The 24,714-nt window shown below is 60.8% G+C and carries 19 protein-coding genes and 3 pseudogenes; all 22 read right to left on the reverse strand.

Annotated features, from left to right (window positions below; translation table 11 throughout):
* Positions 1-2: 2 nt before the first annotated feature.
* On the reverse strand, positions 3-701 hold the full coding sequence (locus IF690_RS00870) for an HAD family hydrolase (protein ID WP_202698480.1): 699 nt from the start codon (positions 699-701) through the stop codon (positions 3-5).
* On the reverse strand, positions 698-2,068 hold the full coding sequence (locus tag IF690_RS00875) for an NAD(P)/FAD-dependent oxidoreductase (protein ID WP_202698481.1): 1,371 nt from the start codon (positions 2,066-2,068) through the stop codon (positions 698-700). The genes IF690_RS00870 and IF690_RS00875 overlap by 4 nt, the downstream gene beginning before the upstream one ends.
* The gene (locus IF690_RS00880) at positions 2,049-3,155 is read right to left on the reverse strand and encodes a DegT/DnrJ/EryC1/StrS family aminotransferase (RefSeq protein ID WP_202698482.1); all 1,107 of its coding nucleotides are present in this window, start codon (positions 3,153-3,155) and stop codon (positions 2,049-2,051) included. The genes IF690_RS00875 and IF690_RS00880 overlap by 20 nt, the downstream gene beginning before the upstream one ends.
* Positions 3,152-3,664 carry an NUDIX hydrolase gene (locus IF690_RS00885; protein WP_286673833.1) on the reverse strand — a complete coding sequence of 171 codons (513 nt, stop codon included), beginning with the start codon at positions 3,662-3,664 and terminating at the stop codon, positions 3,152-3,154. The genes IF690_RS00880 and IF690_RS00885 overlap by 4 nt, the downstream gene beginning before the upstream one ends.
* Positions 3,664-4,773, reverse strand: a complete 1,110-nt coding sequence (locus tag IF690_RS00890; protein WP_202698484.1) for a DegT/DnrJ/EryC1/StrS family aminotransferase — start codon at positions 4,771-4,773, stop codon at positions 3,664-3,666. Before IF690_RS00890 ends, IF690_RS00885 begins: the two co-directional genes overlap by 1 nt.
* Positions 4,763-5,842, reverse strand: coding sequence for a Gfo/Idh/MocA family protein (locus IF690_RS00895; RefSeq protein WP_202698485.1), 1,080 nt, complete (start codon positions 5,840-5,842; stop codon positions 4,763-4,765). The genes IF690_RS00890 and IF690_RS00895 overlap by 11 nt, the downstream gene beginning before the upstream one ends.
* Positions 5,843-6,393: 551 nt before the next feature.
* Entirely contained in the window at positions 6,394-6,546 is a 153-nt protein-coding gene (locus IF690_RS00900) for a hypothetical protein (protein WP_202698486.1), read from the reverse strand.
* Between the two features lie 3 nt (positions 6,547-6,549).
* Positions 6,550-9,048: a fimbria/pilus outer membrane usher protein gene (locus tag IF690_RS00905; protein ID WP_202698487.1), complete on the reverse strand. Its 2,499-nt coding sequence runs from the start codon at positions 9,046-9,048 to the stop codon at positions 6,550-6,552.
* Positions 9,049-9,133: 85 nt separating this feature from the next.
* On the reverse strand, positions 9,134-9,883 hold the full coding sequence (locus IF690_RS00910) for a fimbrial biogenesis chaperone (RefSeq protein ID WP_202698488.1): 750 nt from the start codon (positions 9,881-9,883) through the stop codon (positions 9,134-9,136).
* A 72-nt stretch (positions 9,884-9,955) separates the two neighbouring features.
* Positions 9,956-10,546 carry a fimbrial protein gene (locus IF690_RS00915; protein ID WP_202701255.1) on the reverse strand — a complete coding sequence of 197 codons (591 nt, stop codon included), beginning with the start codon at positions 10,544-10,546 and terminating at the stop codon, positions 9,956-9,958.
* A 165-nt stretch (positions 10,547-10,711) separates the two neighbouring features.
* Positions 10,712-10,870, reverse strand: a pseudogene (locus IF690_RS29205) (LuxR C-terminal-related transcriptional regulator); the annotation flags it as partial.
* Positions 10,871-11,024: 154 nt separating this feature from the next.
* Entirely contained in the window at positions 11,025-14,192 is a 3,168-nt protein-coding gene (locus IF690_RS00925; protein ID WP_202698489.1) for a hybrid sensor histidine kinase/response regulator, read from the reverse strand.
* A gap of 79 nt (positions 14,193-14,271) precedes the next feature.
* Positions 14,272-14,436, reverse strand: a pseudogene (locus IF690_RS00930) (EAL domain-containing protein); the annotation flags it as partial.
* A 34-nt stretch (positions 14,437-14,470) separates the two neighbouring features.
* A pseudogene (locus tag IF690_RS29210) lies at positions 14,471-14,732 on the reverse strand (hypothetical protein); the annotation flags it as partial.
* Between the two features lie 35 nt (positions 14,733-14,767).
* The gene (locus IF690_RS00935) at positions 14,768-15,736 is read right to left on the reverse strand and encodes a fimbrial protein (RefSeq protein ID WP_202698490.1); all 969 of its coding nucleotides are present in this window, start codon (positions 15,734-15,736) and stop codon (positions 14,768-14,770) included.
* 301 nt (positions 15,737-16,037) lie between these two features.
* Positions 16,038-17,885 (reverse strand): glutamine--fructose-6-phosphate transaminase (isomerizing), encoded by a 1,848-nt coding sequence (glmS, locus tag IF690_RS00940; RefSeq protein WP_202698491.1) that lies wholly within the window; start codon positions 17,883-17,885, stop codon positions 16,038-16,040.
* A gap of 10 nt (positions 17,886-17,895) precedes the next feature.
* Positions 17,896-18,663 (reverse strand): DeoR/GlpR family DNA-binding transcription regulator, encoded by a 768-nt coding sequence (locus IF690_RS00945; protein WP_202698492.1) that lies wholly within the window; start codon positions 18,661-18,663, stop codon positions 17,896-17,898.
* 226 nt (positions 18,664-18,889) lie between these two features.
* The gene (glmU, locus tag IF690_RS00950; RefSeq protein WP_202698493.1) at positions 18,890-20,257 is read right to left on the reverse strand and encodes a bifunctional UDP-N-acetylglucosamine diphosphorylase/glucosamine-1-phosphate N-acetyltransferase GlmU; all 1,368 of its coding nucleotides are present in this window, start codon (positions 20,255-20,257) and stop codon (positions 18,890-18,892) included.
* 113 nt (positions 20,258-20,370) lie between these two features.
* Positions 20,371-20,796: a F0F1 ATP synthase subunit epsilon gene (locus tag IF690_RS00955; RefSeq protein WP_202698494.1), complete on the reverse strand. Its 426-nt coding sequence runs from the start codon at positions 20,794-20,796 to the stop codon at positions 20,371-20,373.
* Positions 20,797-20,841: 45 nt separating this feature from the next.
* Positions 20,842-22,218: a F0F1 ATP synthase subunit beta gene (gene atpD / locus IF690_RS00960; protein WP_009041461.1), complete on the reverse strand. Its 1,377-nt coding sequence runs from the start codon at positions 22,216-22,218 to the stop codon at positions 20,842-20,844.
* Positions 22,219-22,245: 27 nt separating this feature from the next.
* Positions 22,246-23,106, reverse strand: coding sequence for a F0F1 ATP synthase subunit gamma (gene atpG / locus IF690_RS00965; RefSeq protein ID WP_007924507.1), 861 nt, complete (start codon positions 23,104-23,106; stop codon positions 22,246-22,248).
* Positions 23,107-23,156: 50 nt separating this feature from the next.
* Positions 23,157-24,701, reverse strand: a complete 1,545-nt coding sequence (gene atpA / locus IF690_RS00970) for a F0F1 ATP synthase subunit alpha (RefSeq protein WP_009051698.1) — start codon at positions 24,699-24,701, stop codon at positions 23,157-23,159.
* Between the last annotated feature and the right edge of the window lie 13 nt (positions 24,702-24,714).

Below are 24,714 nucleotides of genomic sequence, written 5' to 3' on the forward strand. Positions count from 1 at the left end.
GATCAGGCCCCCTCGCGAATGACGGCGCGTCGCTCGTCGCTGGCGTAATGGCCCAGCAATTCGCCCAAGCCGCCGAAGACCGGGGCGTCGGCCTGCCGCAGGCGGTCGATGTCCTGATGGCCGGTGCTGACCAGCAGCGGCTTCCAGCCGACGGCTCGCGCCACATCGTAGTCGTGCAGGGTGTCGCCGATGAACAGGGTGCGCCCGGCCGGTGTGCCGAGCTTCTCCTGGAGCATCAGGGCCTCGGCGGTCTTGCTGGTGGCCTGGTTGTGGCTCAGCCCCACGACATGCTCGAAATGCCCGTGCAGGCCCTTGGCCTCCAGGGTCTTGCGCAGCACGTCGCAATGCGAGGCGGACACGATGGAGACGCCGATGCCGGCATTGCGCGCCGCCTCCAGCACCTCGAACACCCCATCGTGCAGCGGACACTGCGCGACATTCGTATCGAAGTGCTCCAGGTAGTGCTCGACGATGTGCGCGAAGGGCGTGCGCTGCAGATCGAACCCCAGGGAGGCGTAGAAATCGGCAATCGGAAAGTCGAACAGCGCCCGGTAACGCACGGCATCGATGGGCGGCACCGCATAGCGCTCGCCACAGCGATTGACCGCGCTGACCGCCAGGGCGATGTCGTCGATCAGGGTGCCGTTCCAGTCGAATACCAGGTGTTCGATCCCCGAGAAGTGCAGTCGATCATCGATCATGGTCGGGTTTTCTCCGCAAGAAGGGCGTTGAGGGCGATACGCGAGGCGATCGCCGGTGTGTAGAGTTTGCGGGGCTCCATCACCAGGTTGGTCACGCCAATCTGGGTTTCCAGGGCCCGCCGATTGTTCGCCGAGACCTGGCCCAGGCCGGCACCGTACCAATGATGGAAACGGGTGCGCCAACTGCGCTGGCCAACGGTTTCGGGAAAGCGGAAGTCTTCGGTGGTGGCCATGCTCCAGGCGCCATCGACCACCCCGCACAGGCGGCCCTGCAATTGGCGAAAGCCCTCACCGCCCAGCAATACCTCGTCGATGTGGCGGTCGATGCAATCGGCCTCCAGCGCGCCGATGGTCATGCCCTGGCTGTACAGCGGGTTCATGCTGCTCAGGGCGTCGCCGACCACCAGCAGCCCGGCGGGCCAGTGCTCGACCCAGTCGAAGTGCGTGCGGCGGCTGCCGGGCATCTTGAAGGTGTGGACCGGCGACAGCGGCTCGGCGTCGCGGATCACCTCATGGATGTCCGGCACCGGAAGCGCCGCCAGCGCCTGCAGGAACTCCTGCGGATCGTTGCCGGGAAAGTGGCCGAACCAGCCGCCGGTGGTGACCATCCAGCGGTCGCCTTCGATCGGGCTGATCACCCCCATGGAGCGCTGCAACGGCGCCTTGGGCAGCACCAGCAGGACCTGCCATTGCTCGGCATAGGCCGGAAGGCGCCGATAGATGCGCGACGCATAACCCAGCTCGGTCTTGACCACGCTGGTCTCGACCTCGCCGAAACCGGCCTCTTTCAGCCATGTCGGCAAGCGCGTGCCACGCCCGCTGGCGTCGACCAGCAGGTCGCAGCGCAGCGTCCGCTCGCCATGGCCATCGTCGACGGTCACCGCCTCGACCCGCCGGGAAGGATCGACCCCGGTGAACTCGATCCGCGTGACCCGGGTGCTCGACAGCACCTCGACGTTCAGCACGCCGAGCAAGGCCCGGCGCAGCTGGTTGTCGATCAGCCGCCGGCTGCAGTAATGGGCATAGATGCCACTGCGGTAGCGGTTTTTCCAACGCCCGCCCTGGTACCACTTCACGTCGTGGCCCAGGTCGGCCACTTGCGCGCCTCCCTGCTCCAGGGCGCTCAGGGTGCCGGGGAAGATGCCTTCGATGATCTGCTTGCCGCGCAGCAGCAACAGGTGGACGTGATGCTCCTGGGGCAGGCTCTGGCGAGGCCCGGTCTCGTCGAAGAAATCGCTCTTCTCGATCACCGTGACCCGCTGGAAACGCCGGGCCAGGACCGCGGCCGTCAGGCAGCCCGTCACGCTGCCGCCAATGACCACGGCATGTCGACCGCCCACGGCGGTATCAGGCTGGGGAGTAATCATTGAGCACCTTTGCAATGTATGCCAGGTCGTCGCCCGCCAGGCCCGGGTGCAGCGGCACCGTGGTCAGCGAACGCAGCAACCGGGCGGCGTTGGGGCAATCGCGGCGGTACTGCGCCAGCAACGGCAACTGGTACAGCGGCTGGTTGTCGTACTTGCCGATGTCCGAAGGGATGCCGTGACGCTGCTGGTAATGCACCAGCTCACGCCCGTCGTGCCCCACCGCCTGCAACAGCAAGGCATAGGCGTTGGCCTCTCCACCGGGGGTCAGCGGCAGTTCGCGAAGCGCCGGGTTGTCCAGTTGCTCCAGCAACCGTCGGCGGTTGTCCTGGCGCTGGTGCAGACGGCTTTCCAGCTGCCGCGAACGCGCCAGGCCGAGGGCCGCCTGCAGCCCACCGAGCTTGAGGTTGATGCCCAGGGTCTCGCCGGTGAGGTTGCCGAAGCGGGTGTAGGCCCGGATACGGCTGGCGCGCTCGTCGTCATCGGTCATGACAAAACCGCCCTCACCGGTGGACATGAACTTGCAGTCGTGGGTGCTGAAGCAACTGATGTCGCCATGCTGCGCCAGCCAGCTGCCGTTCAGGCGGGTCAGGTGCGCATGGGCCAGGTCCTGGATCAGCGGGATACCGGCCTGGCGCGTCATGGTCCAGGTGACGTGCGAGGCAATCGGATACCCCCACATCGGCACCTCGATCACCGCGCAGGTCCGCGGGCCGATACAGCGTTGCAGGTCATCCGGGTCGAGCCCGAAGTTGTCCGGCGCCACATCGCAGAACACCGGGACCAGGCCCAGGGCCAGGATCGGCAGGACGGTGCAGATCGGGCACGTGGGCGCGACTATCACTTCGTCCCCCGGCTGGAAGCGCACGCCGGCCAGTGCCGCGGTGACCGAAGCGGCCCCCGACGACACCGCGATCACGTGACGCACGCCATACAGCACGGCGAGCGCGGTCTCGTAGTCCTCGACGATCTGCGAGGTGCCGGTCAGCCCTGTCGCCAGGGCGCGTTGCAGCTCGGGCACATCGTCGGCGGTATCGTGGCCGCACTTGTCCGCGATGACCCGGGCATGTAGGGAGGTGGTCTGGTTCATGGCGCCACCTTCCTGCCGACCATGTCCCACACCTCGGCATCGGCGAATACCCGGTCCACCAGGCGCCGGAAGTTGGGGAACATCTTCAGCTCGGCGGTTTCCTGCCGGCTGAAGAAGCGCGCGTTTTCCACCTCGCGCTCCGGCGGGCAAGCCCGCAGGTCGGTGGCGGTGAGGTAGATCAGGTCCAGGTGGTAGTGCGGCCCGCGCTTGTCATCGATGAACTCGCAGAGGATCCGGTAAGGCTGGTGCAATACCGTGACATCGGTCTCGGCATCGGCCAGTTCCAGGTCACGCTCGCCCAGCAGGGCGGCGTGAATCCCGGTTTCCTCGTAGATCTCGCGCAGCACCGCCACATCAGGGGTTTCCCCCTGCTCTATATGGCCGCCCGGGTACAGCCAGACCCCCAGCTTGCGATGGTGCAGCAGGAGCATCTTGCGGTCCGGGTTCAACACGAACGCCGAGGCCGTGAAATGCCGGTCCAGGGTCGAACGATCGGGGACGTCCGTCATCATGGCGCACCGTACTGATTGATCCGCTCGGCCATGTAGTCCAGTTCGGCGCGGGTGATGTCCGGATGGACCGGGATGGTGGTCATGCCGGCCAGCAGCGCCTCGGCGTTCGGGCAGTCGTTGCGGTACTGGGCCAGCGCCGGGAACTCGTAGAGTGCCTTGCAGCCGTAGCGCTTGATGTCCGACGGGATGCCCGCCTCGTCCAGGTAATCGATGAAGGCCCGGTTGTCGGCGAAATGCAGTTCCAGGTTGAGGAAGTAGTAGTTGGTCCGCCCCCCTTCGATGATGACCTTTTCCCGCACCTTGCTGTGGTCGAGCTGCTGCAGGAAGTAGCTGGCATTGGCGCGTCGTTGCTCGATCTGCGCGGCCAGCGAGTCCAGGCGGTTGGCGCCCAGGGCGGCGGGCAGCGCGGCCAGCTTGTAGTTGAGGCCGAAGTCCTTGCCATTGAGGTTGCCGAAGCGGCTGTAGTCGCGGCAGCGCTGGGCCAATTGGTCGTCGTCGGTGAGGATAAAACCGCCCTCGCCGGTGGCCAGCGGCTTGCGTTCGTGGGTGCTGAAGCACGACAGGTCGCCATAGGCCGACAGCGGCCGGCCATGGAGGGTGCTGCCATGGGAATGCGCCAGGTCGAGGATCAGCTTGATCCCCAGCTCGCGGGTCAGGCCTTGCAGTTCATCGACTTCGGTGGGGTAGCCCCACATCGGGATATCGATGATCGCCCGGGTGCGCGGAGTGATGCGGGCCTTGATCGACTCCGGATCGGCGCCGAAGCCATGACGGCGGGTGTCGACGAAGATCGGGTTGGCGCCCGCGGCGATGATCGGATAGATGGTGCACAGCGGGCAGCTCGGCGTCAGCAGGACGTCGTCGCCGGGACCGACACCGGCGGCGTAGATCGCCACGCTCAGGGCCGCGCCCCCCGAGGAGACCGCGATCGCATGCCGTGCCTCGAACCAGGCCGCCAGCTTGGCCTCGTATTCGCCCACCACATCGCTGGTGCCGGACAGCGGCCGTTCCAGGGTGTTCTGCAGGGTCAGCAGATCGTCGGCGTACACCGGACGGTACTTGTCGGAAACGGAGATGCGGGCAGCGCTGGAGAGATTAGAGGACATTGGTCTGGGCTCCGAGGAAGGCTGGGGACTTGGCGGCATGGGTGGGGTGGAGGGCGAGCACCGGGGCGACATCGGCACGGGCGCTGTCGGCATGACAGATCTGCTCGATCACCCGGAAGGTCGGCAGCAGGCTCTCGAAGCTGGCCTCGTAAGGCGAACGGTTGCGCACCGCGTCGAAGAACTTCTCCAGTTCGCCGAAATAACCGCTGCGCTCATAACCCGAATCCAGCGGCCCTGGCTGCCACGCGCCGCGCCAGCGCTTGGCGGTACCGGTGGCGCTGGTGCCATGCACTGGCTCGTGCAGGGTGATGTTCCACAGGTTGTTGAGCTCGACCATCATCGAATTGGAGCTGACGATCTTCATGTCGAATTCGAAGTACGGGAACATCGTCCCGCTCAGCAGGCTGACCGTCGCGCCGGAACTGAAGCCGAGCTCCAGGCTCACCAGCAACGAGTCCTCGTGGCGTTGCACGCGGGATTCGATATCGCGCAATTCGCCACCACCGAAGGTCACGCCAAGGTCGATGGTGTGAATCGCCTGGGCCAGCAGGAACGAACGCAGGGTGGAATCCAGCCCCCACAGCGGCGCGGTGGGTTTGCTCGCATAGTGGTTGAGCTGGATGTGCACGACCTTGCCGAACTGCTCGGTGCGCGTCATGTCGCGCAGCTGGCGCATGGGCTTGGCGTATTTGAAGTTCATGCCCACGCCGGTGACCACCTGGGCCTGGCGAGCCGCGCCGATCAGGTATTCGAGCTCGGCGAGGGTGAAGCACGGCGGCTTCTCGACGAAGACATGCACGCCCTTGGCCATGGCCTTGATCGCCAGGTCGCGGTGCGCCTGGGGCGGGCAAGCCATGACCACCGCATCCAGCGCAGCGGTATCGAGCATGTCGTCGAAGTCGTCGGTGATCGCGACCTCGGAGATGAAACGGTGAATCTGTCCGGCGCGGTTCAAGTCGCTGTCGCACACGGCGACGATGCGAATATCCGGCATTTGCAGAAGCGTGGGCAGCAGGTTTTCTTGCATCTGCGCGCCAAGGCCGACGATGCCAACTCTGAGTACAGTCATAACCATCTCCATCCTGGAAAAGTGGGTACTGCGTCATGAAAAGGTTGGACGAACGACTACACGGGATCCGCCTCGGGTCACCCGCGGGGTGAGCCGATCCGGTCCGACATTCGCTGCAATCGAGGCAGGATTGCCTCAGAACAACGGATCACCTTTACAGAGTCCGTTCGGGCTGTTGCCCAGGGTCACCCGGGTGGAACACCCAGATGTTTCACGCCACACGCCGACACCCGGTTGAGGCCGGAGAGCCACAAAGGCGTGATGGGCAGAAGGGGTAGCGCCGCGAAGGCGATAGGTAGGAGGGGAATCAGGTCGAATCGAGCGCCGGTGGCAATGAGCAACCTGGCCGAAAACCTGGATCGAAGAATCGTGGCTTCGTTTAAAAATGGAACAACGATCGAAATGCCGATACGCATGCATGGCTGAATCATCCTTGAAGCGTTGTCTCTATCCTTGTTATGCAGGAGCTCCGGTTCCGTGAGCCCTTGCTTGCCACACACCTCATCAATGTGTGGCTTGGATGTATAGATCAGCCTTTTTAGGAGTGCAAATCAGTTGCTATATCGTTTCATCATATTGTTTTGAATAATCCGGACATAAGGCAACGGGCCATATAGGCCCGTTGTCAAAGCGCCGACCGGGCTGAAAAAATGGTGCCGAACAAAATATTCCGACACCAGCGGCGTCGCCAGTTCGCTGGTCATCTTCTACAAGCGCGATTTTTCGGAGGGGCCGCACACCAGCGACACCCGCTCGTAGTTCCGCGCCTTATCGCGTTTCGACAACGCATAAGGCGCTTCACACCGTTGGTCTTGCCAGACGATGAAGAGGCTGCCGGTGTCGGCCTCAATCAACGCCAACGCCTTGCCGCTAGGGTCGGCGATCGCAATCTGCTTGCCCGCACCATCTTCAAGCGACGCGCCAAACGGAATCGGCCTGTGCTGGGCGTCGAACAGCGCGAACTGCACGCGCCGACCGGTCTTGCTGGCATAACGTGCCAGCACCACTGCACCGCGTCGTGGCACCACTTGCCGGGTCGCATTATCAATCTCGATATCGCCGCCGAGGTCACGGGTGTCAAGGTTGATCCAGTTCACGCGATAGGGCTGGGCGTTAGGCACCACCGCGAAGCCGTTACTGGCGGTTTTGGCCCCGGAATAGCTGCCGATCTTGACGCCCGCCACGCCTTCGACCTGTGCCAGTGCGAACGTCTCGCCCACGGTTTGTCCCAGGTTGATCCCGCCGGCATGGCCCACGACCGAACCTGCCAGGTTAAGGCTCTGCGAGTTGTATCCGCGTCCCCGACTGTAGCCGGCACTGAGGTCCATCACCGACGTGCGGGTGCTGAGGTTGACCGAACCGCTGCTGCCACCGCTGCTGCTGTTGCCACCTTGCACCGAGTAATAGGTGTCGCTGTCTTCTGTCAGATAGCCATTGATGCCCACTTGGGTGCTGTCGTCGGCTTTCTGCGTGCTGGCGGACACAAAGGCCCGTGGTGCACGGGGTTTTGAGCCCAGCGGGAACGACACGGACAGGTTGACCAGGGTGTCATTGTTCGACGGCCCGTAGTTGCCGACATCCTTGGAGTACGTGGCCCCGATGTTGTAACTCACATCCCCCCAATAGTTGCTGTAACCCGCCGACAGGCTTTGCGAACCGCCGCGCCCCCAGTAACGCTGGTCGCTGGCGTTCACGTAGATGCTGCCATATCGCTGGTTGCGTCCCAGGCTCTGGTTGATGGTGAGGTCGGTGCGGGTTTTTGAGTTGCCGGTGCGTTTCTGGCCATCGCTGCTCAACTCTTCGACGTGCTCGGCGAGGGTGCGATAGCCCTCGGTCGAGTAGCGGTAGGCGGCGAGCGTGAAGTTGGTGTCGGTACCGGTAAACGTCTTGGCATACAAGGCACGCAGGCTGTTGCCCTTGACGGCCTGACCGAAGGTGCGGCTGCTGGAGTGGGTCACGTCCAGCGAGACCGCACCGAACGGCGTGTTACGACCGGCGCCCACGGACAACGCCTGGAAATTGTCCGAAGCCTGTACCCCGACGATTGTCGACAGATCGCTGCTGACCCCATAGGCCAGGGTGCTGCTGACGAACTGCGGTGACTTTTGATCATTGCTGTTGCTGTTGTACTGGCCGGCCGAGACGCTGTATTTCAACTGGCCCTGGCGCACCATGATCGGCAGGCTGGAAAACGCTTGCACCGTCACCCGGCGCCGACCATCGGCTTCGATAATCGTCACTTCCAGGTCGCCGTTGGAGCCACTGGGGTAGATGTCGCTGATCTCGAATGGACCCGGCGGCACATTAGCGGTGTAGAGGATGTAGTCGTTCTGGCGAATTTCCACGGTGGCACTGGACTGCGCAATGCCACGAATGATCGGCGCATAACCGCGCTCGCTGTCGGCGCGCATGCCATCGTCGGACGCCAGTTTCAGGCCGCGATAGCGCACGCTGTCGAACAGGTCGGCATCCGAGAAAATGTCCCCGGCACTGAACTGGCCCTTCAGGGCCGTCACGTCATGTTGCAGATAGCTGCGGTTGCTTTTGAAGGTGCTGGGACGACCGGTGCTGCTGCTGAAGTTCGATTCGTTACGCAACCGCCAGGCGCCCAGGTTGATACCGTTGCGCAAGCCGATGTTGTTGGACAGGGTGTTTCCAGCCTGGGTGCTGTTGCGACTGCTGCTCAACTGATAGTTGATAAACGCTGCGGACACGCCTTCGTCCCACAAGGCCGGGTCGACATAACCACGCCGGCCGCGCTCCATGGCGCTTTGCGGCACGCTGACCATCAGGCGCAGGCGCGGCACGTCGTAACGTACGCTGGCGTGATCGATCAAGGCGGGCAGGTCGAGACAGGCGTTCGGGTCATCGCCGGTCAGTTTGCCGGCGGCTTGCAGTTTGCCAATGTCCACCCCTAATTGCTGCACCATCTCCAGGGTCAGGCAGGCCTCGACCTTGCCCGTGCCGGGGTGGCGACGGAAGTCGATATCGCGACGGCCGACCAGGATCTCGTTGCCGTAGAGGTCCACCCGATAAATGCCGGGCAGCACGCGACTGGAGGCGAGCAGTGATTGCAGGTCCACAGAGGACGGAGCGCCTTGCAGAAACGATGTATTGAACTGTTCATCGCCATCCGCCAGGCAAACACTGCTGAAAACCAGGGTAATCGAAAACGGCACCCATCCGTCGCGCTTGAGTAAAAACATGCAGGAACCCTATATCACCTCCGATACGAACTAACGGAGCGAAGAGAAATACAGTGACAGTGCGGCTGTGACAACGGCACCTAAGTTATGGTGACTCTTTATTCAAACTGGCTTGGGTATCGGCACGGTTGGATAGTTGCGCGCCATAACGGTCTTGTGCGCCATAATCATTAATACTGTTGAATAACAGGCGGGCTGTACTTGTGTGATTTAGTTGTTTAAGGCTGAACTCTTTTTGTTCGCCAGGGGCAATCATCGTCGAATCAAAAGGCTGTTCGCTGAGTGCGCCGGATTGCAGCGTTATATCGGCAATCGAGACGTGATACTGACCGGGGTTGTTCACCACCAGAAGGCTTTTACCGGCGCGTTCGGCCAGGCGCCAGGTCAGTTCGCTCGGTGCCAGATAGGCGTTGTTTTTCAGTCCCGCCGGGCGGAAGAACACCTTGATGCGCTGACGCACGGCCAGCTGCAACGTGTTGAGGGTTTTCGCCGTCTGTGGGATTTCCTGGACATTGAGCCATACCACCGACTCCCGGTCGGTCGGCATGCCCGTGCCTTCGTACATCACCCGTAATATCTGCTGTTCGTCGCCGCTGACGCGCACCAGTGGCGGGGTGACGGCAAACGGTACAGCGGCGGTTTCGCTGGCATCGGTGTCGATCCAGGACTGGATCAACACATCTTCACCGCTGTTGCGCACGGTGATCCCGGCTTCCTTGTGCTGGCCGTCGAAGACCAGGCGGGTGCTGCTCAATGAAATGCCGGCCATGGCCTGATCGACCATGAGCAGGCCCAGCAGGCCTGCGCAAATGGACAGTGTGTGACGATAGAACATGAGGGGTACCGCGCAATTGAATGAAGGTGCAGGGCCGAACGGCCCCGCACCAGACTTGGGTGTTCGCGCGGATTATTCGTATTGCAGCGTGAACGGCAGGGTGGCGTCGCCACGACCGGCAACGGCTGTCGCCACATCGGCGGTGGTGACGTAGGCCGCCGAGAATTTCAGCGTGGTGTTGCTGTCTTGCAAGGTGTTTTCGATCTTCGCCGTGGACGGCGAGCTCAGGTCGATCAACGTACCGTTAGCGTCGAGCAAGGCGATACCGATGTTCTTGGCAGAACCCAGACCGTCGTTCAGCTTCAGCACTTTGGTCCCGGGAACGATGCCCGAACCTGCACCCTTGGTCGGCTCAAAGATCATCGCGACCTTGGTACCGGCGTTGCAGTTGATCTTCATGTCGAAGTTCTCGGCGCTCAGGGTGCCATTGCCTTTAGGCGCAGTAGCGGTGCCCATGTCCTTGATCGACACCTCGCCCATAGGGACCGAAATAGTTTTGTTTACCCCGGCGCCTTCAACGGAGCAGGCATCGTTGTTAATGTTGCCGGTGAAGTTGATGGTGCCGCTACCGGCCTTGGTTGGCGTAACAGGATCGGCGGCCAGGGCGTTGCCGGCAGCAGCCATGATTGAAAGGGCGAGAAGTGCTCGAGACAGCTTTTTCATGTTGTTTACCAATGGTTGGGTTAAAACAATACGATATAGCGCGCACTTGTAGTGGAACATCAGACGATTCTTAAAAGCCACTCTGAAGTTCTTGAGCCGTCTCTCCTGTTAGTTTAGGAAGTTGCATTATATACAATAAGCCAACAAGTTCTGATCACCATTTACTTAAAGTTTGCGCACGGCCGATATTTTCGGAGTGCTGATAGTCTTGGCACTTCTGTTCAACTTCTGGGCAATCTCGTTGACGCTCAGTCCCGAGACGAATGAACGCAATATTTCGTGTTCTTTGGGCGACAGTCGGGTAAAGCATTCGTCCAGGCCTGCGAGCAGGTTGATCAGCTCGCTGGAGCAAACCGCTTCGCCCGCCACACGAAAGCGTTTGTCACGCTCGACCAGCTCACCTACCCCCACCAGTACGATGGATGGTCTCGGCAATCACAACGTTGAAGGTTTCCATGGGTGATTTACCAGAGTGAAATTATTCCAGGGTATCCAGTAAGTCTTTCAATCGAGCCAGGTTCTGGCGGACTTCCAGGTTCAGGGCGCGGGTCACGGCCATGCCGCTCAAACGACATTCCAGGTCGACAAACGTTGCGGCCATGGCCTCGACCTGCACCGCACCCAGCGCACCGGCCATGCTGTGCAGTTGCTGTGCCACGCGAGTGGCATCGGCGTTATCCAGCGCCGCCAATGTGGCGTGTATGTCCTGGCGCAGAGTCGTGACAAGCAATTCGCGCATTTTTGGTGACAGCTGTATCGGCATGGCGATGGCCGCAGGCAGGGCGATTTTGCAGTGTTTTTCAAGGTGCGTGCGCAAGGTGGTGAGGTTGAGCGGCTTGACCATCCAGGCATTCATGCCGACGGCGGCGCAGCGTTCGCCTTCTTCGCGCAAGGCGTTGGCGGTGACACCGATGATCGGCAGTGCCGGATCCTGTTGGCGCAACGCTGCCGCCAGTTGGTAACCGTTCATGATCGGCATGTTGACATCGGTCAGCACCAGGTCGAAGCGTCCGGGCGACCACTGTGCCAGGGCCTGTTCGCCATTGGCCGCAACAGTAACCGAGCAGCCCAGCACCTCCAGTTGCTCCTTGATGATGGCGGAGTTGATCACGTTGTCTTCCGCCACCAGCACCTGCAGATTCAGGCGCCGGGTTTTTTCCGGCGGCAAGGGATGACTGTCGGTGCTGGCGCCGTGTCGGGCCATGTAGATGGCCCAGGCAATCGCACGTACATCGTCGGCGTTGACTTCCCGGTCGGTACCGCGAAGCTGCGACGGGTTGGGCCCGTCCGGTGTGGCAATGATCCTTGGGCCGGGCCAGGGCGTTGTGTGAGGGGGGGGTGAAACCTCTACTAGCAGCGCCGATGGCTCTGGCGCATCGGCCGTCACCGGGCGGCATTCGAGGCCAAAGCGGTTGAGCCAGGCGATGAGGTGTTGTGCCAGCTCAGCGACTGGCGCGCGCACATAGACGGCGGGGGTGCCGGGGCTGAATCCGGGGCAATCGGCCAGCTCGCCGGGCACGCGCTCCAGCCCGAGTTGCAGGGTGAAGCTGCTGCCCAGCCCGGGTTCGCTGACCACGTTCAACTGGCCCGCCATCAATTCGCACAGCCATTTGCAAATGGCCAGGCCGAGACCGGCACCGGCCTGTTCGGTGGCGTCGTTGACCTGATAGAACGGGTCGAACAGTTGCCGTTGTTGCGCCAGGGAAATCCCCATACCCGAATCACTGACCTGCCACTGCACGTTGACGCGACCGTCGACACTGTCCAGCACCCGTACCCGCAGTACTACGCGACCGTTGTCGGTGAACTTGATCGCGTTGCTCAGCAGGTTGTTGAGGATCTGGCGAATCCGCAACGGGTCACCGCGCAACCGATCCGGCAGCGTCGCGTCAATGCAGGCATAGAGTTTCAGCCCCTTGGACCGGGCGAAGGCGCTGTAGGCGCGCACAGTGTCTTCGGTCAGCTCCAGCGGGCAGAAATCCTGAAGCTCGAGGTTCATCTGCCCGGCTTCGATTTTCGACACATCCAGCACATCGCTGATCAGTTGGAACAATGTGGCGGAGGAGCGCTGGATGGTGTGCAGGTAATCCTGCTGGCGCGGGGTGAGCGGCGTCAGATCAAGCAGTTCCAGGGTGCCCAGCACGCCGTACAGGGGGGTACGGATCTCATGGCTCATGGTGGCGAGGAACCGGCTCTTGGCCTGATTCGCCGAGTCGGCGGCCTGGCGCGCATCTTCCAGCGCCATCGCGTCCTCGACATGCCGGGTCACGTCATGCAATGCACACAGCCAGGCGTCCTGGCCCTGGTAACGGGTGGGCACGAAGGCGACATGCAGGTGGCGCCCGCCAATCTCGATGTCGGCGTGGCCAGGCTCGGTACGCGATGTGAGCAGGTTCATCAACTGACTGTTGTCGTGCCATTGCTGCGCACGCTGGTTTTCCAGAAGCACCTGGTGATCGCTACGACGGATCACGCACAGGCCGGTCGGCGCCGTATCGATCACAACGCGGCTGAACGCCTCGCTTTCGGCGATGCTGGCATGTGCGCTTTGCGCAGGCAGGATGACCCGGGTTCGGTACCAGCGATTGATGGCTCGACTGCAGCCGAGTAGCGCCAGTACCAGCGCGATCAGGAACAGCAATGGCCACAGCGCGTAATCGAGAAAACTCTGCACACTGATAACGTAGATCGCCGTCCAGTGCGCCTCGCCGGGGCTGGTCAGTTTGAACACCAGGCCGTCGCGGTTGAAGTTCACCCCGTCGCGCAGCGTCTGGCCGGGTTTCAGGTCGCCGGTCAGGATCACACCGCCAGGCGTGATCAAGGTGAAGTTGTCGTAGATCGACCACTTCATCAGCCGCTCGATGTTGTTGACCTGAGACAGATTCAGCAGCGAGGCCAGTATCACCCAGGTATCGGCGCCCTCGATGCTCAGCGCGCTCTTGGCCAGGTCGATGTTCACGTAGGCCATCAGGGTCGGCGCGGTCCCGTTGTCGCGGGCGGATGAATAGGGCTCCCAGTGCACCTGAAGATCGCGCGGCGGCGAGTTGTGCTCGCGCATGCGCTTGTTCACTTGGGTCATTGCCTGGACCAATTCGCTGATCTGCATCGGGTTCGCCCCGCGCAAACGTCCGGCGGCGGGCACGACCACATCAAAGTTGTCGGGACCATTGACCAGGACGACCTGGGGCGACTGATAGTGCGACGCCGACCAGAACGCGCTGTAGTAGGCGGCCAGGTGAGTGCCGAGCGTGAAGATTCCGGGGTATTGATCGGGGGCGATTTTGTCCGAATTGATCTTCAGGCTATAGGGGAGCGAAAACGGCAGGCCGCGGCCTTCATAGGTGTTCGGCCCTTCTTCGGGCAGGGCTTTTTGTATCGGGGGCGGAAACGTGCTCGTGGGCAGTCGCTCTTCCTTGGCACTTTCCCGGGCGATATCCCGCAGGAACACTTCCTGTTCGCGGACATTCTCCATCAGTGCGGCAAAATGAAACTGCAAGGTATCGCGCCGTTCTTTGATCATGCGCATCACCCCCACGTAGCTGATGCCCAGCAACAGCAACACAAGAGCGGTGAGCACCAGCAAGCCCTTGTTCAGACGCGATGAACTGCTGGCGAGTTTTTCCAGGACGGTATCGGGATGCGGCATCAGCGTGCCTGGACCGCAGTGATGGGAAAGTCTTTGGACACATTGACCTCGATAACAAGTGTCAACACCCGCCTGCGGGTCAATAAGCGTTCGCCGGCCCGTCATGGGTCAGCAATTGCTGGAACTGATCCGAAGACACGGCGTGGGAGATCAGGAAACCCTGAACCTGAGTGCAGTCGATTTTACGCAACAGAGCAAGTTCTTGCGCGGTTTCCACACCCTCTGCCACCACGGTCGAGCCCAACAACTCGTTGAACAGGTTCTGCAAATACAGGTGTCCGATCCAGCATGGCCTGGGAATCGCCGCTGACGTAGATCAGGTTCAACTGCTTGGCTTTGAGGTAATCGCGCATGCGCCGGGACAGCCAGATACTCCACTGCTGGCCCGGCGTTTGTCCCGGCAACAGGCGTATCTCTTCATCGGAAAGCGGACCATCGATCTTGGCCCTGCGCGTGGCCGACAGGCTCAGACTTTCCAGGAGTGCTTCGCGGGTGGTGAAAGGTATGCGCTTCGGCGATGCCGCGGCTCATGTAGCTGCGGCCAGATGCCGGGAAATCAGACGATCCTAAGTTTGTTACAGGTAGTTCACGATGAAGGTGACTTCGGTGTTGGCGCTACCGGCCTTGAGTTCCTCCGTCGCCAGACGGTAATACGAAGCCGACAGGGGAATCTTGAAGTTGGTGCCAGTGGTAGTGAATGCGTCGAACGGGTAAGTCGTATTCAGCGCGATCGGATGTCCGGCGTCATCCAGCAATTGCAGGCCGATACCTTTCGCGATGGAGCTGTCGTTGAGCGAAACGATGCCTTTTGCAGCGTCGATGACCGGAGTGTTGGCCTTGAGCGAGTAAGTCACTTTCTTGATACCAGCCTGACACTGATTCAAGCCAATGTTGAACCGCACCTTGCGAGGTGTGGCGCCAGCCTCGCGAAAGTCGTGGAGTTGATAGTCGTCCCCCATGGGCACCGGCACGGAAGGGGTCTGGCACGAGGCCGCATTCAGCACGATGGGGTTGCTCAGATTGAATCTTTTCAGGATCAGGTCATCGTCTTGCAGGGTACCCAGGGCGCCAGCATCGACCTTGACCTGCGAAGTCAGCTCGCCGCTCTTGATGATTTCCAGGCGGATACTGCCGGCCTCGATGGCATACAAGGGGTTCGGCACAATGGTGTGTAAAGACGACTCGTATCGATCCATCATCCCCATCCAGATGCGGTATGACAGCCCGGTCTTGCCTAGCGGGAAGGTCGATACTGAGCCGGAGACGGTGCCCAGCCTGGGATTGAGCAGTACGCCATATTGTGAAGCCAGCGTGCACTTCCAGCGGTGGGCGGACCCTTGCACGGTGTCTTGATAGACCACCGTTCCATTGGGCGCGTCAGCGGGGATCATCAGGCTAGTATTGGCCAGGCTGGCGCCGAAGTTAAGGGTTTCGGTCATCGAATCGATGACTTCGCAACTGCCGGCCATGGCCTGCGACGCGCACGCCAGCAAGGTCGCCGAGACTAAGGCGAGCAGCGGGCGCTGAAATTTTAAACACTTCATGAAGAGGGCTATACGGGTTGATGCAAGGAGCGTTGCAGCCTAATAAATTGAAATGTCGACGGACATCAGACGATTCTTAGAATAGGTGGCTGCTGCCCTGCATCCTGACTTCCAATTTATCATCAGCCCTGTGGATAAGTCTGATCACAGGTACCAGACTAAACCTTCGGCAAGATCACTATTCAAAGTCGAACATATAGTGGAGGACATAAAAAAGAAAAAGCCCCTGAAATCAGGGGCTTTTGGCATTGTGTCAAAATCTATTGTCTGAAACCAAGAATTCAACCCGGTTGTGGATAACTCACTCCACCGTCACTGACTTGGCCAGGTTGCGCGGCTGGTCGACGTCAGTGCCCTTGAGCACCGCCACGTAATACGACAGCAGTTGCAGTGGGAGGGTGTAGAGGATCGGCGACAGGATGTCGTGGATATGCGGCATGTGGATAACATGCGTGCCCTCGCCGTTGGTCATGCCGGCTTTCTCATCGGCGAAGACGATCAGCTCGCCGCCACGGGCGCGGACTTCCTGCAGGTTGGACTTGAGTTTCTCCAGCAGCTCGTTGTTCGGCGCCACGGTGACCACCGGCATGTCGTTATCCACAAGGGCCAGCGGACCGTGCTTGAGCTCGCCGGCCGGGTAGGCTTCGGCGTGGATGTAGGAGATCTCCTTGAGCTTGAGTGCCCCTTCCATCGCCACCGGGAACTGCGCGCCACGACCGAGGAACAGGGTGTGGTGCTTCTCGGCGAACAGCTCGGCGATTTTTTCCACCGTGCCGTCCATCGCCAGGGCTTCGCCCAGGCGGGTTGGCAAGCGCCGCAGTTCTTCCACCAGGGTGGCTTCGACGCCTTCGCCCAGGGTGCCACGGACCTGGCCCAGGGACAGGGTCAACAACAGCAGGCCCACCAGCTGGGTGGTGAAGGCTTTGGTGGAGGCCACGCCGATCTCGCGACCGGCCTGGGTCAGCAGGGTCAGGTCGGATTCACGCACCAGCGAGCTGATGCCGACGTTGCAGATTGCCAGGCTGGCGAGGAAACCCCCTTCTTCTCTAGGAAGCTCCTTTGCATTACGCAGGGCGGCCAGGGTGTCGGCAGTTTCGCCGGACTGGGAGATGGTCACGAACAGGGTGTCCGGCTGCACCACCACCTTGCGGTAGCGGAATTCGCTGGCCACTTCGACCTGGCACGGAATCCCGGCCAGTTCTTCCAGCCAGTAACGAGCAACCATGCCGGCGTGGTAGCTGGTACCGCAGGCAACGATCTGGACATTGCGCACTTTGGCGAACAGCTCGGCGGCCTGTGGACCGAAGGCCTGGACCAGCACCTGGTTCGGGCTCAGGCGGCCTTCGAGGGTGCGTTGCACCACGGCTGGCTGCTCGTGGATTTCCTTGAGCATGAAGTGGCGGAACTCACCTTTCTCGGCGGCTTCGGCACCGTCACGGTATTGCACGGCTTCGCGCTCTACCGCTTTACCGTCGACATTCCAGATCTGCACGCTGTCGCGGCGAATCTCGGCGATATCGCCCTCTTCCAGGTACATGAAGCGGTCGGTTACCTGACGCAGGGCCAGTTGGTCGGAAGCCAGGAAGTTCTCACCCAGGCCCAGGCCGATCACCAGCGGGCTGCCGCTGCGGGCGGCGACCAGGCGGTCCGGCTGGCTGGCGCTGATCACAGCCAGGCCATAGGCGCCGTGCAGCTCCTTGACGGTGGCTTTCAGGGCCACGGTCAGGTCGCCCAGGTCCTTGATCTTGTGGCTCAACAGGTGGGCGATGACTTCGGTGTCGGTGTCCGAGGTGAACACGTAACCCAGGCCTTTGAGCTGCTCGCGCAGGGCTTCATGGTTCTCGATGATGCCGTTGTGTACAACCGCCAGGTCACCGGAGAAATGTGGGTGGGCGTTGCGTTCGCACGGCGCGCCGTGAGTGGCCCAGCGGGTGTGGGCAATGCCCAGGCGACCGACCAGCGGCTCGCCGGCCAGGGCCTGTTCCAGCTCGCTGACCTTGCCCGGACGACGCATCCGCTCGAGCTTGCCATCGTTGGTCAGGACCGCTACCCCGGCGCTGTCGTAGCCGCGGTATTCGAGGCGCTTGAGGCCTTCGAGCAGGATGGGCGTGATATTCCGTTCAGCAACGGCACCGACAATTCCACACATGGTTTCTCTCCTAGATGACTGCCGCGCAAATCAGCGTGATGCCGCGGGCCTGAATCTGGTCGCGGGCCTCTGCAGGCAGGCGATCATCGGTAATAAGGGTATGGACGCTGCTCCAGGGCAGCTCCAGGTTGGGAATCTTGCGGCCGATCTTGTCGGCCTCGACCATCACCACGACTTCCCGCGCCACCTCGGCCATCACCCGGCTCAGGCCGAGCAACTCGTTGAAGGTGGTGGTCCCGCGCACCAGATCGATGCCGTCGGCACCGATAAACAGCTGGTCGAAGTCGTAGGAACGCAATACCTGCTCGGCGACCTGCCCCTGGAACGACTCGGAATGCGGGTCCCAGGTGCCGCCGGTCATCAACAGCACCGGCTCGTGCTCCAGTTCGCTCAGGGCATTGGCCACATGCAGCGAGTTGGTCATCACCACCAGGCCCGGCTGCTGGCCGAGTTCGGGGATCATGGCCGCGGTGGTACTGCCGCTGTCGATGATGATGCGGGCGTGTTCGCGAATCCGCGCTACCGCCGCGCGGGCGATGGCTTGTTTGTAGGGAGAGACTGGCTGGCCAATCTCGCTGACCAGCTCCTGCGGCATGGTGATCGCGCCACCGTAGCGTCGCAGCAACAGGCCGTTGCTCTCCAGGGCCGCCAGGTCCTTACGGATCGTAACTTCCGAAGTTTCGAAGCGTTTAGCCAGCTCGTCCACGCTCACCTCACCCTGCTCATTGAGCAAGGCAAGAATATTGTGACGGCGCTGGGGCGTATTGCGTTTCGACATGAGCACTTAAGTTTCGATTCGAAAGATAACGGAAGCAATCAAAACCTATTGCTGGAAATTCGTCAAGCGAAGGAAATGAAAAATGCTGTGGATAACAAGCTGAAGGAATTATCCACAGAGATGACATCTCGCGGCTACAGGAGGATGGGTATCACTCCTGTAGCCACGAATTTGCTCACGATAGACAGAACGAACAGTACCGACCTTGCATCGGGCTGTGGATAACTCAGCTCTTCTTGATTTTCACCGGGCGTTTCCAACCGTCGATGTTCTTCTGCCGGGCACGGGCCACGGCCAGCTGGGATTTTTCCACAGTCTGGTTGATGGTGGAACCGGCCGCCGTGGTGGCGCCATCCTGGATATCCACAGGCGCCACCAGCGAATTGTTCGAACCGATGAATACATCTTCGCCCAGCACCGTCCGATGCTTGTTGGCGCCATCGTAGTTGCAGGTGATGGTGCCGGCGCCGATATTGCTGCGCGCCCCGATCTCGGCATCGCCCAGGTAGGCCAGGTGCCCGGCCTTGGCGCCCTCGCCCATGTGCGCGTTCTTCAACTCGACAAAGTTACCCACATGGGCACGGGCATCAAGGACGGTACCCGGACGCAGGCGAGCGAACGGGCCGGCATCGCTGCCCTCGCCCAGCACAGCGCCTTCGATATGGCTGTTGGCCTTGATCACCACGCCCTTGCGCAGGGTGCTGTCCTTGATCACGCAGTTCGGGCCGATCACCACGTCATCCTCGATGACCACGCGACCTTCGAGGATCACGTTGATGTCGATCAGCACATCGCGGCCGACGCTGACTTCGCCACGCACGTCGAAACGTGCGGGATCGCGCAGGGTCACGCCCTGGGCCATCAGGCGACGGGCCGCCCGCAGCTGATAATGACGCTCCAGCTCGGCCAGCTGCTTGCGATCGTTGGCGCCCTGCACTTCCATGGCGTCGTGGGGTTGCTCGGTGGCCACCGCCAGGCCGTCGCTGACCGCCATGGCGATCACGTCGGTCAGGTAATACTCGCCCTGGGCGTTGTTGTTCGACAGCCGGCCCATCCAGTCGCCGAGACGATTGGCCGGTACCGCGAGAATGCCGGTATTGCCTTCGGTGATCGCGCGCTGGGCTTCGTTGGTGTCCTTCTGCTCGACAATAGCGGTCACCTTGCCGGCAGCGTCACGCACGATGCGGCCGTAACCGGTCGGATCGGCCAGCTCGACAGTGAGCAGGCCCAGTTGCTCGGGGCCTGCCTGCTTGAGCAGGCGTTGCAGGGTTTCCACCTCGATCAGCGGCACATCGCCGTAAAGGATCAGCACGGTGTCGGCGGTGATGAAGGGTACGGCCTGGGCCACGGCGTGGCCGGTGCCGAGCTGCTTGTCCTGTAGCACGAAATTCAGGTCATCCGCCGCCAGGCGCTCGCGCACCGCATCGGCACCGTGACCGATGACGACATGGATGCGTTGTGGATCGAGTTGCCGGGCGCTGTGGATAACATGACCCAACATGGAGTTGCCTGCCACCGGATGCAGGACCTTGGGCAACGACGAACGCATGCGAGTGCCTTGACCGGCAGCGAGAATAACGATTTCAAGAGACATGACTGCTACCAATCCTGAGTGGTCAGCGACTGCGACCATGAGGTGAATTGCAAAAAAAGAAAAAGGGTAGCCGAGGCTACCCTTTTTAATCAATCACGCGGAAATCCCGCGGCTTAGCCGCCGAATTTCTTGCGGATCTGCTGGACGGTGCGCAGCTGGGCTGCGGCCTCAGCCAGACGTGCAGCAGCGGCACTGTAGTCGAACTCCGAGCCTTTTTCATGCAAGGCCTTCTCGGCAGCCTTGACGGCTTCCTGAGCGGAGGCTTCGTCCAGGTCGGCAGCACGCTGCACGGTGTCGGCAAGAACCTTGACCATGTTCGGCTGAACCTCGAGGAAACCACCGGAGATGTAGAACACCTCGGTTTCCCCGCCCTGCTTGATCAAGCGGATCGGACCTGGTTTCAGATTAGTGATCAGCGGAGCGTGACCCAGGGCGATACCAAGATCCCCCAGCTCGCCGTGTGCGACCACCATCTCGACCAGACCGGAGAAGATTTCTCCTTCCGCGCTGACGATATCGCAATGGACTGTCATAGCCATCTGCTTGCCTCAACCTAAATTAGCGCCCGTTGCCGGGCGCCGGGATTACAGTTTCTTGGCTTTCTCGATCGCTTCTTCGATGCCACCAACCATGTAGAACGCTTGTTCTGGTAGATGGTCGTAGTCACCGTTGAGGATGCCTTTGAAGCCAGCGATGGTGTCTTTCAGGGAAACGTATTTGCCTGGAGAACCAGTGAAGACTTCAGCCACGAAGAACGGCTGCGACAGGAAGCGCTGGATCTTACGTGCGCGGGATACCAGTTGCTTGTCGGCTTCGGACAGTTCGTCCATACCCAGGATCGCAATGATGTCCTTCAGCTCTTTGTAGCGCTGCAGCACATACTGAACACCGCGAGCGGTTTCGTAGTGCTCGTTGCCGATCACGTTCGGGTCCAGCTGACGGGAAGTCGAGTCCAGTGGATCTACCGCTGGGTAGATACCCAGGGAAGCGATGTCACGGGACAGTACGACGGTGGCGTCCAAGTGGGCGAAGGTGGTCGCTGGCGACGGGTCGGTCAAGTCGTCCGCAGGTACGTATACCGCTTGGATCGAGGTGATCGAGCCTTGCTTGGTCGAAGTGATACGTTCTTGCAGAACGCCCATCTCTTCGGCCAGGGTCGGCTGGTAGCCTACTGCGGAAGGCATACGGCCCAGCAGTGCGGATACTTCGGTACCGGCCAGGGTGTAACGATAGATGTTGTCAACGAACAGCAGAACGTCGTTACCTTCGTCACGGAACTTCTCGGCCATGGTCAGGCCGGTCAGAGCTACGCGCAGACGGTTTCCCGGCGGCTCGTTCATCTGGCCGTATACCAGTGCCACTTTGTCCAGAACGTTGGAATCCTTCATCTCGTGGTAGAAGTCGTTACCCTCACGAGTACGCTCACCCACACCGGCGAACACGGAATAACCGCTGTGCTCGATGGCGATGTTACGGATCAGTTCCATCATGTTTACGGTTTTGCCCACACCGGCACCACCGAACAGACCGACTTTACCGCCCTTGGCGAACGGGCAAACCAGGTCGATAACCTTGATGCCGGTTTCCAGGAGGTCGTTGCCGCCAGCTTGTTCAGCGAAGGTCGGCGCTGGACGGTGAATGCCCCAACGCTCTTCTTCGCCGATCGGGCCAGCTTCGTCGATCGGGTTGCCCAGTACGTCCATGATCCGGCCCAGGGTCGCTTTACCGACCGGTACGGAGATGGCTGCGCCAGTGTTGTTGACGTCCAGACCGCGCTTCAAGCCCTCGGTGGAGCCCATCGCAATGGTACGTACCACGCCGTCGCCCAGCTGCTGCTGAACTTCCAGAGTGGTTTCGGCGCCTTGAACCTTCAAGGCGTCGTAGATGCTCGGTACGCTGTCGCGTGGAAATTCCACGTCGATAACGGCGCCGATGATTTGAACGATACGTCCGCTACTCATAGCTGGATCCTCTGAATATTTGAACCGTTAAACCGCGGCAGCGCCGCCGACGATTTCCGAGATCTCTTGGGTGATCGCAGCCTGACGCGCCTTGTTGTAGATCAGCTGCAAATCGCTGATCAAATCACCGGCGTTGTCGGTAGCGTTCTTCATCGCGATCATCCGCGCAGCTTGTTCAGCCGCGTTGTTCTCGACCACCGCCTGGTAGACCTGCGACTCCACGTAGCGAACCATCAAGCCGTCAAGCAGCTCTTTGGCGTCCGGTTCGTAGAGATAGTCCCAGTGGTGCTTGAGTTCTTGATCCGGGGTTGCCACCAGCGGAATCAACTGCTCCACCGTAGGCTGTTGCGTCATGGTGTTGATGAACTTGTTGGACACCACGGACAGGCGGTCAATCCGGCCGTCCAGGTAGGCATCCAGCATCACCTTGACGCTGCCGATCAGGTCATTGATCGACGGCTCTTCACCCAGGTGGCTGATTGCAGCGACGACGTTACCGCCGAAGTTACGGAAGAAAGCCGCACCTTTGCTGCCAACCACGCACAGATCGATCTCGACGCCATTTTCGCGGTTTACCGCCATGTCCTTGACCAAAGCCTTGAACAGGTTGGTATTCAAACCACCGCACAGACCACGGTCACTGCTCACCACGATATAACCGACGCGCTTGATTGCACGGTCGATCATGAACGGGTGGCGATATTCCGGGTTGGCGTTGGCCAGATGACCAATAACCTGGCGGATGCGCTCCGCGTAAGGACGGCTAGCAGCCATGCGCATTTGTGCCTTGCGCATTTTGCTGACCGCCACTTTTTCCATGGCGCTGGTAATCTTTTGCGTGCTTTTGATGCTCGCAATCTTACTGCGAATCTCTTTTGCGCCTGCCATGTAACACCTATCAGGTTAGCAAGCGGGAGCCTCGCGGCCCCCGCTGCGGCTTACCAGGTTTGGGTGGCCTTGAACTTCTCGATACCGGCTTTCAGGCCAGCGTCGATTTCGTCATTGAAGTCACCCTTCACGTTGATCTTCGCCATCAAATCGGCGTGATCGCGGTTGAAGTAAGCAATCAGCGCTTGTTCGAAGCTACCGATCTTGGCGATTTCGACGTCAGTCAGGAACCCACGTTCAGCGGCATACAGCGACAGCGACATGTCAGCGATGGACATAGGCGCGTATTGCTTCTGCTTCATCAGCTCGGTAACGCGCTGACCGTGTTCAAGTTGCTTGCGGGTCGCTTCGTCCAGGTCAGAAGCGAACTGGGCGAATGCCGCCAGTTCACGGTACTGAGCCAGAGCGGTACGGATACCACCGGACAGCTTCTTGATGATCTTGGTCTGAGCGGCGCCACCTACACGGGATACCGAAACACCGGCGTTCACTGCCGGACGGATGCCGGAGTTGAACATGGCCGATTCCAGGAAGATCTGACCGTCGGTGATGGAGATCACGTTGGTCGGAACGAACGCGGAAACGTCGCCAGCCTGGGTTTCGATGATCGGCAGTGCAGTCAGGGAACCGGTCTTGCCAGTTACCGCGCCGTTGGTGAACTTCTCTACGTACTCTTCCGAAACGCGGGATGCGCGCTCCAGCAGACGGGAGTGGAGATAGAACACGTCGCCTGGGTAAGCTTCACGGCCTGGTGGACGGCGCAGCAGCAGGGAAATCTGGCGGTAAGCCACTGCTTGCTTGGACAGATCGTCATAAACGATCAGCGCGTCTTCACCGCGGTCGCGGAAGTATTCGCCCATGGTGCAACCGGAGTACGGTGCCAGGAATTGCAGGGCAGCGGATTCGGAAGCACTGGCAGCCACGATGATGGTGTTGGCCAGAGCGCCGTTTTCTTCCAGCTTGCGAACAACGTTGGCGATGGTCGATTGCTTCTGACCCACGGCTACGTATACGCAGAAGATGCCGCTGTCTTTCTGGTTGATGATCGCGTCGATCGCCAGAGCAGTCTTACCGATCTGACGGTCACCGATGATCAGCTCACGCTGGCCACGGCCGACCGGGATCATGGCATCGACAGCCTTGTAGCCAGTCTGTACAGGCTGGTCTACCGACTTACGCCAGATCACGCCTGGAGCAACTTTCTCGACCGCGTCGGTCTCGGTGTTGTTCAGCGGACCTTTGCCGTCAACTGGGTTACCCAGTGCGTCGACTACGCGACCCAGCAGTTCCTTACCAACCGGAACTTCGAGGATGCGGCCGGTGCACTTGGCGCTCATGCCTTCAGCCAGAGTCGTGTATGCGCCCAGTACAACGGCACCTACGGAGTCTTGCTCGAGGTTGAGTGCCATACCGTAGACACCGCCCGGAAACTCGATCATCTCGCCGTACATGACGTCGGCCAGACCGTGAATCCGCACGATACCGTCAGAAACGCTGACGACAGTGCCTTCGTTACGGGCTTGAGAGGTCACATCGAGCTTTTCGATGCGGCCCTTGATAATTTCACTTATTTCGGAAGGATTGAGTTGCTGCATTGCTCTGCTGCCC

The organism is Pseudomonas sp. SK3(2021), from assembly GCF_016772375.1.
GTDB lineage: Bacteria > Pseudomonadota > Gammaproteobacteria > Pseudomonadales > Pseudomonadaceae > Aquipseudomonas > Aquipseudomonas chlororaphis_I.